Genomic DNA, 16,884 nt, shown 5'->3' on the forward strand with positions numbered 1-16,884 from the left:
AAGCGTGGCCGGAGGTCGTCTCGGGCCTTGACAGCGGGGCGGTCGATCGGGAGGTCCTCGCCCGCGGGAGAATGGGACATATGCCCGCGCGTTCCCCTCAGCGACTGCTCCACTCCGTCCGCCGGCTGCTGCACACCGATCCGTCCACCGTCGCCCACACCGAGGCGATGCCCGTGATCGACGAGCACACCGTCCCGCGGGTCCTCGATCTCGCGACGCGCATCGGGGAGTCGATGTTCGCGGTCGGCGCCTCCGCCCACGAGGTCACGCTCGCGATCACCCGCGTGTGCGAGGCCTATGGACTCAAGGGCGTGCAGGTCGACGTGACCTACAACTCGATCACGGTCTCCTTCCACCTCAGCGGGGAGGTGTGGCCGGAGACCCTCGTCCGCGTGGTCCGCGTCGCCGCCCCGGACCACGCCAAGCTGCAGCGCGTGCAGGCGCTCGTGGCCGACATAGACGGCGGCCTGGACCTGGAATCCGCGCGCACCGCCTTCCGCGTCATCCGCCGCGTGCCCTTCCGCTATCAGCAGCCCGTGGTGATCGTCGCACGGGCGCTCCTCGCGGTCGGGGTGAGCATCATGCTCGGGGCCTCTCCGCTCATCGTGGGTCTCACGTTCGTCGCGGCCCTGGGGGCGGCGCTCACCCAGGCGGGCCTCGCCCGGCTGCGGGTGCCGCTGTTCTTCAGCCAGATCGCCGGGGGCCTCGTCACCACGGTCGTCGCGGTGGCGGTCTCGGCGCTCGGCAGCGCGGGGATCGAACCGTTCGTCGGCATCCGTCCGTCGATCATCGTCGCCTCGGGCATCGTGCTCATGCTCGCCGGGCTCACCGTGGTGGGCGCGGCGCAGGACGCCATCGACGGCTTCGCACTCACCGCCGGCGGGCGCATCCTCGACCTGACGATGCAGACGCTCGGCGTGGTGATCGGCATCCTCGTCGGGCTGGAGCTCGGTGGCGTGCTGGGCTTCACGATGGAGCTCCCGGACGACCCGGCGCCGTTCGGACCCCTGCTCAACCAGTTCGCGGGGGCCATCATCATCGCGGTCGCGGTGGCCGTGTTCAACGGCGCCGGGATCCGCATCATCCTCGTCAGCGCCCTGCTCAGCGCCGTCACCCTCGCCGGGTACGCGGGCACCGTCGCGCTCCAGCTGCACCCGGCCGCGGCGAGCGCGGTCGGAGCATTGCTGGCGAGCTTCATCGGCATGCTCATCGCACACAACCTGCACGTGCCCTCGGTCGCGGTGACGACGGCGGCGATCGTCCCGCTCGTCCCCGGCGTCGCGGTCTTCCAGGGCCTGCTCGAGGTCGTGCACGCGGCGGGCACCTCCACCGGGATGCTGACCGTGGGCGGATCGCTCATCGACGCCGCCGTGATCGGCATCGCCCTCGCCTCCGGCGCCTCCCTCGGGCTCTACCTCGGAACGCCGGTGCGGGCGACTCTCGCCGGGGTGGCGAAGACCAGGGCGCGCGTGCGCCGCTGACCCGACGGCGTCATCCCGTCGAGGAGTCGGCGGCGAGGTCGAGCACCCACTCGTTGACCGTGAGCTCGGCCCCGCGGAAGTCCTCCGTGATCGTTCCCCGGCGAGTGAACCCGCCGCGACGACACACGGCGTTCGACGCGGGGTTGTCGACCGCAGGGAACGCGAGCAGGAGCCGCCCGTCCCCCACTCGACCACGGAGCACGTCGACGAGCAGAGCGAGAGCGCGGGCGGCCACCCGCCGGCCCTGCGCGGCAGGCAGCACGAACCAGCCGGTCTCCCACGCGGGCTCGTCCTGCCACGTGATCCGCCACGCGCCGATCGAGCCGAGAGGCTGCCCCTCGTCGTCGATGATCGCGAACATCAGGGCCTCGCCGTCTGCGACGAGACGCAGGTACCTCTCGTGACGCGCCTGCACCTCCGCCGTGCTCTCCGGCCCGTTGAGGTGCACCGTCATCTCCGGGGTGTTCGCCGCCCGCAGGAGAGGGAGATCGTCGGCCGACCAGGGCCGGAGGCTCAGTGTGTCCACGCGCGCAGCCTTGCACGCCCCACCGACACCGGAGACGACGATGCGCCCGCCGCGGGCGGATCCACGGCGGGCGCATCAGTGGGCGGTCAGTGGCCGCCGAGGTCCCTGACCAGCTCGGCCTCGTCCTCCTTGGACAGCGAGGTCTGCACGACGGTGCCGTTGTACGGGGCGAGCGCCTCGGCGAACTTGTCCTCCGTGAGCTTGAGGGCGTAGATGACGACGGCCGACTTGCCGGCCGTCACGGTGGCCTTGACCCGGTCGCGGAACTCGGCGTCGATGCCGGTCTTGTCGAGACCGGAGAACAGGGCCCCGAGCAGGCCGCCGAACACCAGGCCGGCGACCGGGATGAAGAACAGGATGCCGATCAGCGCGCCGAACAGGGCACCAGACGCGACGCCCAGGCCGATCCTGCTCCCGGCGCCCGGGTACTCCACCTTCGTCTTGCCTTCCCCGTCGACCTTCACGAGCGCAAGGCCCGCGAGCTCGACGACGAGGTCGTCCTGCAGGGCCTGGACGCGGTTGTAGGCGCCCTCCGCGTCGCTCTCGGTGTCATAGGAGATGACGATCAGTTCAGCCATGGTTTCCTGCTTTCGGTTGCGGTCGGAGATGCTCTCCACGCGCGCAGAGGCACCGGTCTTCGCCACCGACCCTAGGCGCGCCCCTGGGGACACGACAGAGCGGCGAGCGATGTTCACCCTGGTGACTCCGCGCGGCGATGTCCGTGGCCTGGCCTACGGTCGCTGTCGTGCCCGAGTCCGTGCAGCAGTGGTGGGCGAGACGGCAGTTCTCGCGCGGACTCGACGTGCCTTACGCGGTCGGGACGTACCGGGCGGCGTGGGCGGCTTACCCCGAGCTCATCCGGCAGTACCACCCGGAGCTCAACCACGGCATCGTGCTCTCGCAGATCCCGCTGGCCGCCGATGTCCTGCTCTGCTGGGAGTGCGCCGTCGGGCACCTGTTCGCGGCGACGCCGACCGAGCAGCGCGAGCGTCCGGGGCGGGTCCGACGGCGCTCGTCCTGGTGTCCGGAGTGCGCGGCGCTGGCGCGGCCGCAGCCGGTGATCCTCGGAGAGGCGCGTGCGCTCCCCGCCCGTCCGAAGAAGCCGGCACCGGCGCTCTGCACCAAGACTCCTGCGCTGCCGACGGGAACCGCGTTCCTGAGCGCATGCGCTCCGAAGCCGGCCTCGGCGGCGGAGGGGAAGCTCCGGCAGGCACTGGCCGAACGGCTGGTGTTCCCCGACGAGCTCAACGCGATCAAGGTCGGGCGGCCCTTCTTCCGGCATACGGAGGTGTGGCCCGACATCCTGCTCCCCGAGCTGCGCATCGCGGTCGAGTACGACACGGTCGGCCGGCACGGGCTGGAGCACGTCGGCAAGCGGGAGGAGACGGACCGCCGGAAGGACCGCGCGGTCCGCAGCGCCGGATGGGAGGTCGTCCGGCTGCGCATGGGGAAGCTGGAGCCCCTGGGCCCGTTCGACCTTCCTCTCGCCTCCGTGGGCACCGCCGGGATCACCCGGCTCATCGACCGGCTCCGCGACATCCGCGGCGCCCTGATGGTCGACGCCTATCTGCGCTGAACCGCTTATCCCCTGCTCGAGGATCGACGCAACCCCCGTGCCGGAGGGTGCCGACGACGACAAGATGTCCTCATGAAACTCGTCTCCTACGCCGGCCAGCAGCTCCTCACCTCTGACGACGTCGCCGAGACGCTCCTCACCCTCGCGGCCGCGATCGCCAGCGAGGGCGAGTCCGAAGCGGTGGAGATCCCGATCCTCCTGGACGGGGAGAAGGACTGGGCCGATCTGCTCGTGGGTGTCGGCAACGATGTGCTCGTGAGCCCCCACCACACCGCGGACCCCGAACCCGACTTCGCGACGGAGGTCGACGAGCTGCGCGCGCATCGCCACTTCCCGAAGACCACGGGCGATTCGTCATCGCGCGGAGACATCGACATCCCCGCACTCTCCGACTTCGACATGGGGCACGGTCTCTGACCGCACCGCCGTGCGCGCGTCCCGGCGACGCGGATCTGCCTGCCGCACCCCGTCGAGGAGGGCGATCCCGTGGTCGGCCGCCGCGATCAGCCCGGCGTCGTGCGTGACGCAGATCACGGTCGCTCCGCACTCGGCCTCCTCGCGCAGCACGGCCCGGATCCGCTGGACCGATTCCGCATCCAGAGCGGTCGTCGGCTCGTCCAGCAGGAGGATCGCCGCGCCTGCCGCCAGCCCCTGAGCCAGCAGCACCCGCTGCTGCTGGCCACCGGAGAGCTCCACGAACGGACGACGCCCCAGAGCCTGCACGGCCGTGCGTTCCATCGCCGCCTCGACCGCGTGGCGCGCACGCTGATCCCGCCGCCGGAAGGCGCCGAGCCGCCCCCACGTGCCGACCTCCACGACATCTCGCGCCGTGAGCGGCAGGCCGGGAGGCACCACGGCGCGCTGCGGCACGAAGGCGATCCGGCCCGTCACGCTCCGCCGCCCTCGCGTCGGTGAACGCACGCCGGCGACGACCTCGAGAAGGGTCGACTTCCCGGCGCCGTTCGGGCCGGAGACGGCGACGACCTCTCCGACTCCGATCGACAGGGTGAGGTCGCGCAGCGCATCGCGCTCCCCGAACCGCACGGAGACACCGTCCAGGCACACCGAGGGGTCGGTGGTCGATGAGAGCGTCGTCATATCTCCAGTTTATGAATTTGATAATCATTCTCAACTACGCATAGGCTCGCGTTCCGTGACCTCCTCGTTCTCCGTCCTCCTCACCCCGTTCACGCTCGAGTTCTTCCAGCGCGGGCTCCTCGGCGGCGCGCTCGTCGCGGTCCTCTGCGGGGTCGTCGGCACCTGGGTCGTCGTCCGAGGGATGGCGTTCCTCGGTGAGGCACTGGCCCACGGAATGCTGCCCGGTGTCGCGCTGGCGACAGTGCTCGGGGCTCCCGTCCTCGTGGGCGGAGCGCTCAGCGCCGTCGCGATGAGCATCGGCATCGGCGCCCTGCAACGACGCGCCCGGCTCTCCTACGACACGAGCATCGGTCTGCTGTTCGTCGCGATGCTGGCCCTGGGCGTCATCATCATCTCCCACTCGGGGAGCTTCGCCACGGACGCGACGGCCATCCTGTTCGGCGACATCCTCGCCATCACCCGCGCCGATCTCCTCCTGCTCGCCGCAGCCGCGGCACTGGGAGTGATCGCCGCCACCCTCTGCCACCGACCGTTCGTCGCGCTCGCCCTCGACACCCGGATCGCGACCGTGCTCGGGCTCCGTCCGCGGTGGGCCCAGGCGGCCCTGGTCGGGCTGGTGACCCTCGCGGTCGTGGCGTCGTACCAGGCGGTCGGCTCGCTGCTCGTCGTCGGTCTGCTCCTCGCTCCGGCGGTCGCCGCCGCACAGTGGACGTCGCGGCTGCCCACGCGCATGGTCCTGGCCTCCGCGTTCGGGGTCGCCGCGGTCCTCGTCGGGCTCCTCGCATCCTGGTACGCGGCCACCGCGGCCGGAGCGTCCGTCGCCGCCGCCGCGATCGGGCTCGCCGGCCTCTCCTGGGCGGTGCGGGCCGCCGTGCGCACACGGCATCCGTTCGCCGACCGGGCCGCCCATCCCGACCCTGCTCCCGCCTCCTGACCCGTCTCCGAAAGGTTCTCGTGCGCTCCCGCCTCCTGCCCCTCGTCACTCTCGCCGCCCTCTCCCTCGCCCTCACCTCCTGCGCCGGTCCCGCGGTGCAGAGCCCGGCCGCGCCCTCGACTCCCGCGGACGGGCACGGCGCGATCGCCGGAGCGGAAGAGGTCGCCGAACCGCAGCTCGGCCTCACGACCGTCGACGACGCGGGTCGGGTGACCCACCTCGACCTCCTGGATGAGAGCGTCACCGACATCGGTGCGGTCGCCGCCCCCGAGGGCATGGCCACCGATGGCCGGTACCTCTTCGCGGACACCGGCGACGGCGTCGAGGTCGTCGACAGCGGCGTCTGGACGTGGGACCACGTCGACCATTTCCACTACTACCGGGCGGAGCCCGCGCTGCTCGGCACGGTCGAGGGCCACGGCACGGCAACGGTCGCGACGACGAACAGCTCGACCACCGGCGGCACGGGGATCTCCTTCTCCGGATCCGGTGACGCGGTCCTCCTCGATACGGAGGCCCTGTCGAAGGGGGAGATCCGTGAGCTGTTCCGCATCGAGCGCACTCCCCACGCGGGTCTGGTGGTACCGGTCGGGTCGTTCGCCCTCGTGACCGAGGCCGATGGTGAGGCGGGCGGATCCGTCGTCGGCCACACGGCACACGGCGAGCGCACCGGGCTCCGGGAGAGCTGCGTCGCGCCGAGCGGCACGATCACGACCAGGGTCGGAGCGGTGATCGGCTGCGCCGACGGCGCCCTGCTGGCTCAGGTCGAGGACGGCGCCGTCGTCGTCGACCGCATCCCGTACCCGGAGGACGCGCCGGCCGGAGCCGTGACGTCCTTCCACAATCGTGAGGGGCGCCCCACGGTCGCCGGCCTCGCCGGGCCCACCGACATCCGCATCCTCGACACCCGGGCCCGGGCCTGGACCCTCCTCACCGCTCCGGCCCCACTCGTGCAGGTGACAGCCGTCGGCGATGAGGACGACACCCTGCTCGCCCTCGCGGAGGACGGCCGTGTGCTCGTGCTCAGCGCGCTCGACGGGGCGGTGCGAGCGGAGACGGCGCCGCTGGTGGCGGAGTCGGCGGCGGGGGGAGCCACCCCGGTCCTCATCGCCGACCAGCACCGTGCCTACCTCAGCGGCCCGGCGGAGCACCGGCTGTTCGAGATCGACTACGCCGACGGCGCCCGCGTCGCGAGGACCTTCGACACGACCGACGCCCCGGCCTTCGTCGCCGAGACGGGGCGCTGACATGCGCCTCCTCCGCGTTCTCACCGCCACGGCGCTCGCCGCGTGCGCCGCTGCCACCCTGACCTCCTGCGCCACCCCTGTGGACACGCGACCGGTGGTCGTCGTCTCGACGAACATCCTGGGCGACGTGGTCGGCGAGATCGTCGGCGGTCAGGCTCGCATCGTCACCCTCATGAAGCCGAACGCGGACCCGCACTCGTTCGAGATCTCGGCGCATGAGGCCGCCACGCTCCGGGACGCCGACCTCCTCGTCTCCAACGGGCTCGGGCTCGAGGAGGGCCTGCAGCAGCATCTCGACGCGGCCGTCGCCGCGGAGGTGCCGTCCTTCGTCGCCGGCGACGCGATCGAGGTGCTGGACTACCGCGACGGCGACGCCGCGGGAATGCCCGATGCGCACTTCTGGACCGACCCCGCGCGCATGATCGACGTCGTCGATGCCCTGGAGCCCGCCCTGGCCGCGCTCGACGGGATCGACGCCGACACCCTCGCCGCGGACGTCACCGACTACCGCGAGGAGCTCACGACGCTCGACGCCGAGATGACCGCCGCATTCGCCCGGATCCCGGACGAACGCCGCGCGCTCGTGACCAACCATCACGTCTTCGGCTACCTCGCCGACCGCTTCGATTTCGAGGTCGTCGGCGCCGTGATCCCGGGCGGAACCACACTCGCGGCCCCCTCGGCCTCCGACCTCGCCGACCTCGTGGGCGCCGTGGAGGACACGGGCGTGCCCGCCGTCTTCGCGGAGTCCTCCTCCCCCGACCGCCTCGTCCAGGCGCTCGCCGAGGAGGCCGACGTCCACGTCGAGGTGATCGAGCTGTTCACCGAGTCGCTCACCGCGGAAGACGGCGGCGCCCCGGGCTACCTGACCATGATGCGCGTCAACACCGAGCGCATCGCCTCCGGTCTCACCCGTTGAGACCACCCTCACAAGAAAGAAGCACCGCATGAAGACACTCCCCCTGCGCCGGGCGCTGGCCGGGGCCGTCGCCCTCGGCGCCGCCGTGACGCTCGCCGCCTGCTCGACCAGCCCCGGGTCCGGCTCCGCCGGAAGCGATGCCCCGGAGTCGGACCCCGGCCCCCGGGTGGCCATCTCGTACGAGGGCGGCATCCTCGTCCTCGACGGGGAGACCCTCGACACCGTCGCCGACTTCGATTCGGAGCCGTTCACCCGCCTGAACCCGGCGGGCGACGGTCGCCACGTCATGGTGACGATGAGCGAGGGCTTCCAGGTACTCGACACCGGAGCCGGGTCGACCGATGACGCGGCGCTGACCGACACGGTGTTCGCGGCCGACACCCCCGGCCACGTGGTCCGTCACGGTGGCAAGACCATCCTCTACGCCGACGGCACGAGCGACACCACGATCTTCGACACCGCCGCCCTCGGCGACGACGGCCTCCCGGAAGTGGAGACCATCGACGGCGTCGAGGCGCACCACGGCGTCTCGGTGCTGCTGGAGGACGGCACGTTCCTCACCACGGTGGGCGATGCGGACGGTCGCAGCGGCATCGTGGTGCGCGATGCGGAGGGCACGGAGATCGCGGCGTCCGATCAGTGCCCCGGCGTCCACGGCGAAGGCACGGCGTCCGACGAGGTCGTCGTCTTCGGCTGCGAGGACGGCGCGCTCGTCTACAAGGACGGCGAGATCACCAAGCTCGCCGCCCCGGACCAGCCGTACGGCCGCATGGGCAACGCCTACGTGAGCGAGACGAGCCCGATCGTAGTGGGCGACTACAAGAACGATCCCGACGCCGAGGGGTACCTGCTCGACGCCGTCACGCTCATCGACACCGCGGCGATGACGTCCGAGGTCGTGTCCCTGCCGGAGGGAGCGGAGTACACCTTCCGCGACGTCGTGCGGGGGCCGGACGACCTGGCCTACATCCTCGGCGCCGACGGTGCCATCCATGTGCTCGACCCCGAGACCGGGGAGATCACCGACTCCTACCCCGTCATCGAGGCGTGGGAAGGGCCGGCCGAGTGGCAGGACCCGCACCCCGCCATCGTCGTCGCCGGTGACATCGCCTACGTGACCGAGCCCGCCGCGGACAGCGTGCACGCGGTCGACCTCAGCACGGGCGAGGTGCTCGCGAGCACCGAGCTGGAGGTCACCCCGAACGAGATCGCGCCGGCGGCCGGCTGAGCCTCGGCGCTGCGGGTCCGTCCCGTTCCGGGGCGGACCCGCAGCATCGTGTCCCGTGCACGTTCCCGGCACGACCAGACGCGGAACCCTCAGGGCAGCAGGGTGAATCCCGACTCGTAGCTCGTGGCGCCGAGCGCGGCGAGGACGATCTGGAGGAACCCCATCGCCTCGAGCTCCCGAGCGCGGGACAACGGACCGACGTCGACGGCGCGGAGTCCCGCATCCTCGATCAGCGACGCGACGGCGATCTTCGCCTCCGCGTAGTCACCGGCGAAGAGGACCGTCGTCCGCGTGGTGCCGTTGGTGCCGGTGACCAGGGTGTCGCCGAGGTTGACGTTGAACGCCTTGACGACCGCTGCCCCCTCGGGGAGCATCCGCGCGAGTTCCGCGGCGCTCGACGAATCGGACGGGACGGTCAGTTCGTCGTAGGTCGTGAAGTCGATGGGGTTGCTGATATCGATCACGACCTTGTCGCGCAGGCGCTCGCGATAGTGGTCGAGGATGCTCGGGTACGCCGCAGAGGGGACTGCGAGCACCACCAGGTCGCCCGTGAGGTCGTCGCCGAGCGCGGCATACGTGACGTCGGGGCGGTCGCCGGAGAAACTGGCGGTGCTCCGACGGACGATCTGGATATCCGCGCCGGCGCGCGCGGCGACGTCCGCGATCGCCGCGCTCATCCTCCCGCTGCCGATGATGCTGATCGAGGTCATGCGTACTGCTCCTTCCGGAAGCGGGCCAGCGCCCTCTCGGCGACCTTCCTCGCGTCGTAGTCGAAGACCGCGCTCCGGCGGAAGTCGCGCCCGACGCGCAGGTCGGTGTCGCGCTTCCGCCGGTCCGCGAACTCGTGCTGCGCGTCGAACATCCACCCCGCCCGCCGTGAGCCGTGCTGCAGGATCGCGGTCCGCTGCATGCGGACCGAGGTGTAGCGCCGGAACGCCTCCGGGATGTCGGCGACCGTGTCGGCGGCCTTCAGGAACACGGCGAGCGCCATGCTGTCCTCGATCGCCTGGTTCACGCCCTGGCCCTGGTGCGGCAGCATCGTGTGTGCGGCGTCGCCGAGCAGGGTCACCGCTCCGTGGGACCAGTTGCGGAGCGGCTCGTGGTCGAAGAGCCCCCACCAGAACGTCTTCTCGATCGCTCCCAGGAAGCGCTGGAGCCGGGTGTCCCACATCTCGCCGGCGAACTCGGCGCGGAGCTCGCTCACGTCGGCGGGGCCCGACCAGGGGCCGTGGAGCGGGCGGTCGCTGGGCACCCCGGCGACGAAGTTGAACAGGGTGCGCTGCTGCAGCGGGTAGCACATGAAGTGCCGCTGATCCCCCATCCACACCTGGCTGATCCGCGGCCAGTCCGCGGGCAGGTGGGAGGCGTCGACGACGCCCCGGTAGACGATGTAGCCGGAGTACACGGGCTCCGGATCGGGCACGATGCTGCGGCGCACCACGGAGTGGATGCCGTCCGCCCCGATGACCGCGTCGAAGAGGTCGGTCACCCCGTTCTCGAAGGTGACGCGGACGCCGGACTCCTCCGTGCGCAGGGAGGCCAGGCGGTGCCCGAGGCGGATGCTCTCCCCGTCGACCTCGCGCGCCAGGACCTCGATGAGATCCGGGCGGTACATCCCGATGTTCCGGTACTGCTTCGCGGAGTCCTCCCACGCCGCGTCGGTGACGAGCGCCCCACTCGCATCCAGGTAGACGCCGTGCCCGTCGGGGGTCGCCCCGGCCCGTCGCACCTGGTCGAGCACACCGAGGGCGTCCAGCACGCGCTGCGCGTTCGGGGCGACGGTCACGCCTGCTCCCACCTCGCCGAGCGCCGTCGCCTGCTCGAACACGGTGACCTGGACACCGGCGATCCGGGTGAGGGCGATCGCGGCCGTGAGCCCGCCCATCCCCCCGCCGATCACGGCGATCCTCGTCCTGCTGTCTACCATTGCCTCTCCTTCATCGAACGACGCACGAACAGGCGTCCTCTCACTTCGCGGCCAGCGCGGGCGCAGCCGGGCGCGACCGGAACATCGTGGCTCCCGTGGCCTGCTCGGCCTCGTGGTCCGGTCCCAGCGGAATCCCCGATCGGTCCCGCAGACACAGCGTCGCGATGCCGCCGAGGAGCGAGGCCACCAGGAGGTAGGCCGACACGGCCACGGTCGTACCGGTCCTGTCGAGCAGCAGCTGGGCGATCATCGGTGCGAACGCACCACCCAGCACCGCGCCGATCGCGTAGGTGATCGAGACGCCCGAGAAGCGGATCGAGGCGGGGAAGATCTCGGAGTACCAGGCGGCCAGCGGCCCGTACGTGAGGCCCAGTCCGGTCGAGATGAGGACGAGCGCGGTGTACAGCCCCGGCAGACCTCCGTGGTCGACGAGCCAGAACACGGGGAAGACGACGAGAGCCTGCAGGGCGAAACCGATCAGGAAGGTGCTCCGCCGCCCGATCACGTCGGAGAGGTACCCGGCGAGGAGCGTCGAGAAGAACCAGACGACGGCGGCCACCGACGCGGCGACGAGCACGGCCGTGGTGTCGAGGCTCTGCACGTTGATCGCATAGCTGTTGAGGAAGCCACCCGTCGTCATGTACCCGAGCGTGCCGTTGCCCGCGAACACGAGGGCGGCCAGGAGCACCAGATACCAGTGGCGCCGGAACAGGGTCACGATCGGCGCCTGGGACTGCCGTCCGCGGCGTGCGATCTCCGCGAACACGGGGCTCTCCGACACGGAGCGCCGGATGACGAACCCGACGGCGATGAGCACGACGCTCACAAGGAACGGCACGCGCCAGCCCCACTCCAGGTACGCGGCACCCGGGGTGATGACGCCGGTCATGAGGGCCGTCACTCCGGAGGCGAGGAGGAAGCCGAGGGGCACCCCGAGCTGGGGCCACGACCCCGCGCGCCCTCGACGGTCGGCCGGGGCATGCTCCACGGCCATCAGCACCGCGCCTCCCCACTCACCGCCGGCCGAGAGACCCTGGAGGATCCGGAGCAGCAGGAGGAGGATCGGCGCGGCGATCCCGATCTGGGCGTACGTCGGCAGCAGACCGATGAGGGTGGTGGCCGCTCCCATCAGCACGAGGGTCAGGACGAGCATCGTGCGCCGCCCCAGGACGTCGCCGAAGTGCCCGGCCAGGAAGGCGCCGAGCGGACGGAAGAGGAAGGAGATGCCGACCGTGGCGAAGGAGAGCAGCAGGCCGATCTCCTTGCCGGCGGGTTGGAAGAAGAGCTGTGCGAAGACGAGCCCGGCGCTCGTCGCGTAGATGAAGAAGTCGTACCACTCGATGGTCGTGCCGATGATCGTCGCGAAGGCGATGCGGCGCTGCGAGCTGGCGTTGCCTGATGCGGAAGAGGAGGTCATGGTCGTCCCTAACGTCGTTGTCCCCCTCGCGAGCGAGGGGATCGGGATGTGTCCCTCTCATCGTGAGGGCGGGGACTCTGTACGTAAATCGCACTTCTTCGTGGTTATAGTTCAGGTGAGCGGAAGAAGAATCGAGGGGGGCCGTCATGTCCGACGTGAGCATGAGGCAGCTCGAGCTGTTCGCCGCCCTGCCCAACTTCCCGACCCTCAGCGCCGCGGCAGCACATCTGCACATCTCGGAATCGGCGCTGTCCCAGGCGGTGACGAGCCTGGAGCGGGCGGTCGGCGCCCAGCTCTGCGTGCGACGGAAGGCACGCGGCCTCACTCTGACGCCGACCGGTCAGCAGTTCGCCAAGCAGGCCCGTCGGATCGTCGCGGATGCTCAGGAGCTCGTCCTCGACGCGCGCCGCGGCACCGAGCTGCGCGGCCCGGTCACGCTCGGGTGCTACGCCAGCTTCGCGACCAGCGTGGTTCCGGAGCTGCTCGAAGGCTTCCCGAAGCGCCATCCGGGCGTGCAGCTCGAGATCATGATCGGCACGAACGAGGAACTCCTCGCGGCACTCGACGCGGGAGACCTCGATGTGGCGCTCGTGTACAACGTGTCCCTGCCCGCCGGATACCGTCGTCGGCGGATCTATGCCACCGAGCTCGAGGTCCACCTGCCGCCCGCGCACCCGCTGGCCGATGCGGCGACCCTGGACCTGCCGGACCTCGCCGACGAGCCCTACATCCAGTACGACGCCAGCCCGGGGACGCGCAACGTCATCGATGCCTTCACCGCGCGCGGACTCGAGCCCCGGATCGAGGCCCGCGTCAGCCAGCTCGCCCTCGTCGAAGCCCTCGTGGGCCGAGGCCTGGGCTACGGCCTCCTCATGTCCCGCCCCAACACCCTGCCCGTGAGCAGCGAGGGACGCCCGGTCGTGATCCGCCCCCTGGACCCCCCGGTGACGGTCTCCCACGTCGTGGGGATCTGGCCGGCGGACATGACCCTGACGTCGCGTGCCGATGCCCTCCTCGACTTCGCGGTGGAGAAGCTCGGCGACTACGGACGCGCGGACGTGCGGACACCTGTTCCCTGATCCGTTCCTCGCCGTCGGCGACGGCGGGTCGCGATCAGCACGGCCCCGAGGAGCACGAGCAGACCACCGGCGCCTGCCGTCACGGCCGTCGCCGGCGCGAGCCCTGTCGTGGCCAGGTCGGAGGCCGCCCCGCCTTCCGACCCGGTCGCCGGGCCGGGGCCTCCGTCCGTTCCGGGATCCGGGTTCTCCGGTTCCGGTTCGGGTTCGGGCTCGGGCTCGGGCCCCGGGTCGTAGACGTTCGTGACCGTGCACACGGTGTCCACCCCGGCCGTGACCTCGACGACGTCGCCCTCCAGCGCTCCCCCGGTGCACGCCCAGCCGTCGCTGCGGTAGTCCGCTGTGGGCGCCCCCGCGACCGCCCGCTCCGAGAGCCGGAACGCACCGGCGCCGAGCGGAGCGAGGGTCACTGCGGTCTCTCCGGACGCCCCCTCGATGCGCGGACGCGGGAACTGCCCGCCGCCGATGGCGCGCAGGGTCCAGTCCGTGGCGTCGGCGGGCCCGGTCGGCGCCCCGGGGCCGACCCCGACGATGGCCTTCCGAAGCGTCAGGGTTCCGCCGACGAACGTGTTGGTCGCGGTGCAGATCGCGTCCTTCCCGAACCCCAGCGTCGCCGTGGTCCCGTCCCAGGCGGTGCCCGTGCAGGACCACTCGCCCTCGTAGCCGCTCGGGCCGTCCTCGGAGAAGATGTAGTCGCCCGGCGGAAGCTGCATGTCGGTGACGAACTCCGAGCCGCTGGGACCGGAGAGAGCCGCATTTCCCGGACCGCGGGCCTTCAGCTCGAAGTCCGCAGGCACGGCTCGGCCGCGCTCGCCGTTCACCACCTGCTTGACCAGCGTGAGGCTGGGCGTGATCGATGCGTTGGTGAGGATGCACACCACGTCCTTGGACGGAGGAACCTGGACGACGTCCCCGGACACGGACCCGCCCGAGCAGTTCCACCCGAGAGGGTCGTAGCCGGATGGGCCTCCCGTCTCGCCGAGGGTCCACGCGCCGGGGGCGACCGCCGCCTGCGTGACAGCCGGGGAGTTGGCGGGCCCCGACACCGTGGCGGCGCCGTCGGTCGCGGTCAGCGTCCAGGCCGAGGGCAGGGCCGGCGTGCCGAAGGCGGAGGCGACCTGCTTGCGCAGCGTCAGGGTCGACTCGGTCCATCGATTCGTGACGGTGCAGATCACACTCTCCAACGGCACGACCTCCACGGTGTCGCCCGTGCCGACCGGAGTGCCCTCGTCATCGACGCACGACCAGCCCTCGCTCGTATAGGAGCCCGCCTCCGGAGCGGTACTGGCCTCCGACAGGGTGAAGGTCCCCGGTGCTACCGCCGCGAAGCTGACCTTGCCCGAGCCGGAGGCGCCGCTGATGACGGTGTCGGCCGATCTCGCGGTGAGCTCCCAGTCCTGCGCGGTGAGCGGGCCGCCGCCCGCGTTCACGACGTTCTTCACCAGGGTGAGCTGGCCGACCTCGAGGGTGTTCGTGACCGTGCATGTCACGTCCGCTCCGGCGCCGACCGTCACAGTGTCGGTCGCCAGGGCGCCGCCCGTGCACGACCACGGGCCGGCCGCATACCCGGCGGGGCCATCCGCCTCGGCGAGCGCGTAGTCGCCGACCGGCACCGGGACGCGGGAGACGGCAGCGGATCCGGAGGCACCGGTGACCGTTTCCGGTCCTGCAGCCGTCAGGGTCCAGTCGGACGGCGGTTGGTCGCTGCCCACCACGTTCTTGACGAGGGTGAGCCAGCCGCCCGCGAAGGTGTTGGTGATGCGGCAGGTGATGTCGGAGCTTTCGCGCACGAAGAGGAGGCCGCCGTCGATGCCGCCGTCGCTCGTCGCGTCCACGCAGGTCCACGCGCCTCCGCTGTATCCGGCAGGGCCGCTCTCGGCGAGCGTGTAGGCGCCGGGGTCGATGGAGGCGTGGTCGACGGCGTCCGAGCCGGAGGGACCGGAGATCCGCTCGGGTCCGCTCGCGCTCAGCACGAAGTCCGACGGGGCGGCCAACGGGTATCCGGTGGCCGCCGGGTCGACGACCTCCTTGACGAGCGTCAGGTGGGGCAGATCCCCGGTGTTCGTGATCTGACAGGTCACCGCACCGCCGAGCGTCATCTCGAACTGGTCTCCGGTCACGGGGACCTCGGTGACCTCTCCGGTCGTCAGATCCCGCCGCTCGCACGTCCACGGCCCCGGCACGTAGCTCCCCGGTCCGCCGAACTCGCTCAACGTGTAGACGCCGATCCGGGCGGGCTGGTTCTGCACTTCGGCCGAGCCTCCCACCCCCTCGATGGTCGACGGTCCCTGGGCCCGCAGCGTCCACTCCGACGGGGCCGCGCCGCCGCCCTGCACGTTCTTGACGAGCGTGAGTCTGCCCTGGATGGCGTTGTTCTGCACCGTGCACGTCATCGACTGGTTCGCGGTGATCGTGATCGTGCGTTCCGGCTCCGTCGTCATGTCGCCGTCGCAGTTCCAGGCGAAGAAGGCGTAACCGGCCACGCCGCCGGTCTCGAAGATGCGGTAGGTGCCCGGCGGGACGAGGCGCGACTGCATGCCGTTGAGGCCGTCGCCGGTGAAGGTCTCCCCCGTGGCCACGTTGACGGCGTGCATCGTCCACAGGGTCCGATCCCCCAGACTGGCCCCCGTGTCGAGGTTCTCGATCGCCTTGAAGAGCGAGAGCCGGGCAGTGGGCTCGGCCGCGACGGCGGGGAGTGCGCCGCCGAAACCGACCACGGCGGCCAGCAGCACGCCCAGAACGCCGAATCGGACTCTTCTCATGATCGAACGGCCCCCGCCTCGGGTGCGGATCCCACCCGTCACCTCACCGTAGGGGCGAGGACCTCGTCAGGGCAAGGGTCGCCGGCGGATGGGGAGGGGTGGGCTACGGTCGCCTCATGGCCGAGCCGTTCTTCACCATCGGGCACTCCACCCGCACGATCGATGAGTTCCTCGCGTTGGTGCAGGAGAGCCGTGTGGAGAGCGTCGTGGACGTGCGCCGCCTCCCCGGTTCGAAGCGGCATCCGCAGTTCGACCAGGACGCACTCGCGTCCTCCCTCCGCACCGCCGGGATCGCCTACCACCGTGCAGAGGGGCTGACGGGTCGCCGCCCCGTGAGCAGGGACGTTCCCTTCGAGACCAACGCGTGGTGGCAGAACCGCAGCTTCCACAACTACGCCGATCACGCCCTCTCCGCGGATTTCGGGCAGGCCCTGGACGAGCTCCGCGCCGAGGGCCGCGAGCGGCGCGTCACGGTGATGTGCTCGGAGAGCGTGTGGTGGCGGTGCCATCGACGGATCATCGCCGACCACCTCCTCGCGCGGGACGAAGTCGTCCGCCACATCCTCGGTCCCGGGCACGTCGATCCGGCCGAGCTCAGCGCCGGCGCGGTCGTCCGCGCGGACGGGACGGTCACCTACCCGGCCGCATGACCGCACGCCGGCACAGCATCCCCCTCGTCTCGTCTTCGCGCAA

Annotated in this window: 16 protein-coding genes; 9 read left to right on the forward strand and 7 right to left on the reverse strand. The window is 71.2% G+C overall.

What is annotated here, in order from left to right:
* Window positions 1–80: 80 nt before the first annotated feature.
* Window positions 81–1,481: a threonine/serine exporter family protein gene (locus AC3B5L_RS14560; RefSeq protein WP_187662380.1), complete on the forward strand. Its 1,401-nt coding sequence runs from the start codon at window positions 81–83 to the stop codon at window positions 1,479–1,481.
* Between the two features lie 10 nt (window positions 1,482–1,491).
* On the opposite strand, the gene AC3B5L_RS14565 is transcribed toward AC3B5L_RS14560, so the two are convergent.
* Both AC3B5L_RS14565 and AC3B5L_RS14570 read right to left on the reverse strand, forming a co-directional pair.
* Window positions 1,492–2,007 carry a GNAT family N-acetyltransferase gene (locus AC3B5L_RS14565; RefSeq protein ID WP_280568141.1) on the reverse strand — a complete coding sequence of 172 codons (516 nt, stop codon included), beginning with the start codon at window positions 2,005–2,007 and terminating at the stop codon, window positions 1,492–1,494.
* An 86-nt stretch (window positions 2,008–2,093) separates the two neighbouring features.
* On the reverse strand, window positions 2,094–2,585 hold the full coding sequence (locus AC3B5L_RS14570) for a DUF1269 domain-containing protein (protein WP_187662382.1): 492 nt from the start codon (window positions 2,583–2,585) through the stop codon (window positions 2,094–2,096).
* Window positions 2,586–2,752: 167 nt separating this feature from the next.
* On the opposite strand from AC3B5L_RS14570, the gene AC3B5L_RS14575 reads away from it, so the two are divergent.
* Window positions 2,753–3,583: an endonuclease domain-containing protein gene (locus AC3B5L_RS14575; protein ID WP_232089099.1), complete on the forward strand. Its 831-nt coding sequence runs from the start codon at window positions 2,753–2,755 to the stop codon at window positions 3,581–3,583.
* A 72-nt stretch (window positions 3,584–3,655) separates the two neighbouring features.
* Window positions 3,656–4,000, forward strand: a complete 345-nt coding sequence (locus tag AC3B5L_RS14580) for a hypothetical protein (protein WP_187662384.1) — start codon at window positions 3,656–3,658, stop codon at window positions 3,998–4,000.
* On the opposite strand, the gene AC3B5L_RS14585 is transcribed toward AC3B5L_RS14580, so the two are convergent.
* A complete protein-coding gene (locus AC3B5L_RS14585) occupies window positions 3,938–4,681 on the reverse strand; it encodes a metal ABC transporter ATP-binding protein (protein WP_490095912.1) in 744 nt (247 codons plus the stop codon). The genes AC3B5L_RS14580 and AC3B5L_RS14585 overlap by 63 nt on opposite strands.
* 55 nt (window positions 4,682–4,736) lie before the next feature.
* Between AC3B5L_RS14585 and aztB the strand changes: the two genes are divergently transcribed.
* From aztB to aztD, 4 genes are read left to right on the forward strand one after another with little or no spacing between them, the layout of a single operon-like run.
* Window positions 4,737–5,615: a zinc ABC transporter permease AztB gene (gene aztB / locus AC3B5L_RS14590; protein WP_490095913.1), complete on the forward strand. Its 879-nt coding sequence runs from the start codon at window positions 4,737–4,739 to the stop codon at window positions 5,613–5,615.
* A gap of 20 nt (window positions 5,616–5,635) precedes the next feature.
* On the forward strand, window positions 5,636–6,862 hold the full coding sequence (locus tag AC3B5L_RS14595) for an ABC transporter (RefSeq protein WP_490095914.1): 1,227 nt from the start codon (window positions 5,636–5,638) through the stop codon (window positions 6,860–6,862).
* Window position 6,863: 1 nt separating this feature from the next.
* Window positions 6,864–7,781, forward strand: coding sequence for a zinc ABC transporter substrate-binding protein AztC (aztC, locus tag AC3B5L_RS14600; protein ID WP_370428590.1), 918 nt, complete (start codon window positions 6,864–6,866; stop codon window positions 7,779–7,781).
* Window positions 7,782–7,809: 28 nt separating this feature from the next.
* Window positions 7,810–9,009 (forward strand): zinc metallochaperone AztD, encoded by a 1,200-nt coding sequence (gene aztD / locus AC3B5L_RS14605; RefSeq protein WP_490095915.1) that lies wholly within the window; start codon window positions 7,810–7,812, stop codon window positions 9,007–9,009.
* 89 nt (window positions 9,010–9,098) lie between these two features.
* Here the strand turns inward: aztD and AC3B5L_RS14610 are convergent, their stop codons facing one another.
* The 3 genes from AC3B5L_RS14610 to AC3B5L_RS14620 are packed head-to-tail and all read right to left on the reverse strand — an operon-like array spanning window position 9,099 to window position 12,353.
* Window positions 9,099–9,719, reverse strand: coding sequence for an NADPH-dependent F420 reductase (locus tag AC3B5L_RS14610; RefSeq protein ID WP_490095916.1), 621 nt, complete (start codon window positions 9,717–9,719; stop codon window positions 9,099–9,101).
* The gene (locus tag AC3B5L_RS14615) at window positions 9,716–10,936 is read right to left on the reverse strand and encodes an FAD-dependent monooxygenase (protein WP_187662391.1); all 1,221 of its coding nucleotides are present in this window, start codon (window positions 10,934–10,936) and stop codon (window positions 9,716–9,718) included. The genes AC3B5L_RS14610 and AC3B5L_RS14615 overlap by 4 nt, the downstream gene beginning before the upstream one ends.
* 40 nt (window positions 10,937–10,976) lie before the next feature.
* A complete protein-coding gene (locus tag AC3B5L_RS14620) occupies window positions 10,977–12,353 on the reverse strand; it encodes an MFS transporter (protein WP_187662392.1) in 1,377 nt (458 codons plus the stop codon).
* A gap of 146 nt (window positions 12,354–12,499) precedes the next feature.
* Between AC3B5L_RS14620 and AC3B5L_RS14625 the strand changes: the two genes are divergently transcribed.
* On the forward strand, window positions 12,500–13,432 hold the full coding sequence (locus AC3B5L_RS14625; protein ID WP_259954035.1) for a LysR family transcriptional regulator: 933 nt from the start codon (window positions 12,500–12,502) through the stop codon (window positions 13,430–13,432).
* Here AC3B5L_RS14625 and AC3B5L_RS14630 read toward each other — a convergent pair.
* Window positions 13,396–16,191: a hypothetical protein gene (locus AC3B5L_RS14630; protein ID WP_490095917.1), complete on the reverse strand. Its 2,796-nt coding sequence runs from the start codon at window positions 16,189–16,191 to the stop codon at window positions 13,396–13,398. The two genes, AC3B5L_RS14625 and AC3B5L_RS14630, sit on opposite strands and share 37 nt — an antisense overlap.
* Before the next feature lie 116 nt (window positions 16,192–16,307).
* Here AC3B5L_RS14630 and AC3B5L_RS14635 point away from each other — a divergent pair, with 116 nt between their 5' ends.
* Window positions 16,308–16,841 carry a DUF488 domain-containing protein gene (locus AC3B5L_RS14635; RefSeq protein ID WP_187662395.1) on the forward strand — a complete coding sequence of 178 codons (534 nt, stop codon included), beginning with the start codon at window positions 16,308–16,310 and terminating at the stop codon, window positions 16,839–16,841.
* The last annotated feature ends 43 nt before the right edge of the window (window positions 16,842–16,884 follow it).

The sequence above is a fragment of the Microbacterium sp. C-MGS6 genome, assembly GCF_058140415.1.

Coding starts and splice junctions, on each gene's coding strand:
- AC3B5L_RS14585 (WP_490095912.1), bottom strand. CDS start 4,681: ATGACGACGCTCTCATCGACCACCGACCCCTCGGTGTGCCTGGACGGT.
- AC3B5L_RS14635 (WP_187662395.1), top strand. CDS start 16,308: ATGGCCGAGCCGTTCTTCACCATCGGGCACTCCACCCGCACGATCGAT.
- AC3B5L_RS14580 (WP_187662384.1), top strand. CDS start 3,656: ATGAAACTCGTCTCCTACGCCGGCCAGCAGCTCCTCACCTCTGACGAC.
- AC3B5L_RS14625 (WP_259954035.1), top strand. CDS start 12,500: ATGTCCGACGTGAGCATGAGGCAGCTCGAGCTGTTCGCCGCCCTGCCC.
- AC3B5L_RS14570 (WP_187662382.1), bottom strand. CDS start 2,585: ATGGCTGAACTGATCGTCATCTCCTATGACACCGAGAGCGACGCGGAG.
- aztC (WP_370428590.1), top strand. CDS start 6,864: ATGCGCCTCCTCCGCGTTCTCACCGCCACGGCGCTCGCCGCGTGCGCC.
- AC3B5L_RS14620 (WP_187662392.1), bottom strand. CDS start 12,353: ATGACCTCCTCTTCCGCATCAGGCAACGCCAGCTCGCAGCGCCGCATC.
- AC3B5L_RS14560 (WP_187662380.1), top strand. CDS start 81: ATGCCCGCGCGTTCCCCTCAGCGACTGCTCCACTCCGTCCGCCGGCTG.
- aztD (WP_490095915.1), top strand. CDS start 7,810: ATGAAGACACTCCCCCTGCGCCGGGCGCTGGCCGGGGCCGTCGCCCTC.
- AC3B5L_RS14610 (WP_490095916.1), bottom strand. CDS start 9,719: ATGACCTCGATCAGCATCATCGGCAGCGGGAGGATGAGCGCGGCGATC.
- AC3B5L_RS14615 (WP_187662391.1), bottom strand. CDS start 10,936: ATGGTAGACAGCAGGACGAGGATCGCCGTGATCGGCGGGGGGATGGGC.
- AC3B5L_RS14630 (WP_490095917.1), bottom strand. CDS start 16,191: ATGAGAAGAGTCCGATTCGGCGTTCTGGGCGTGCTGCTGGCCGCCGTG.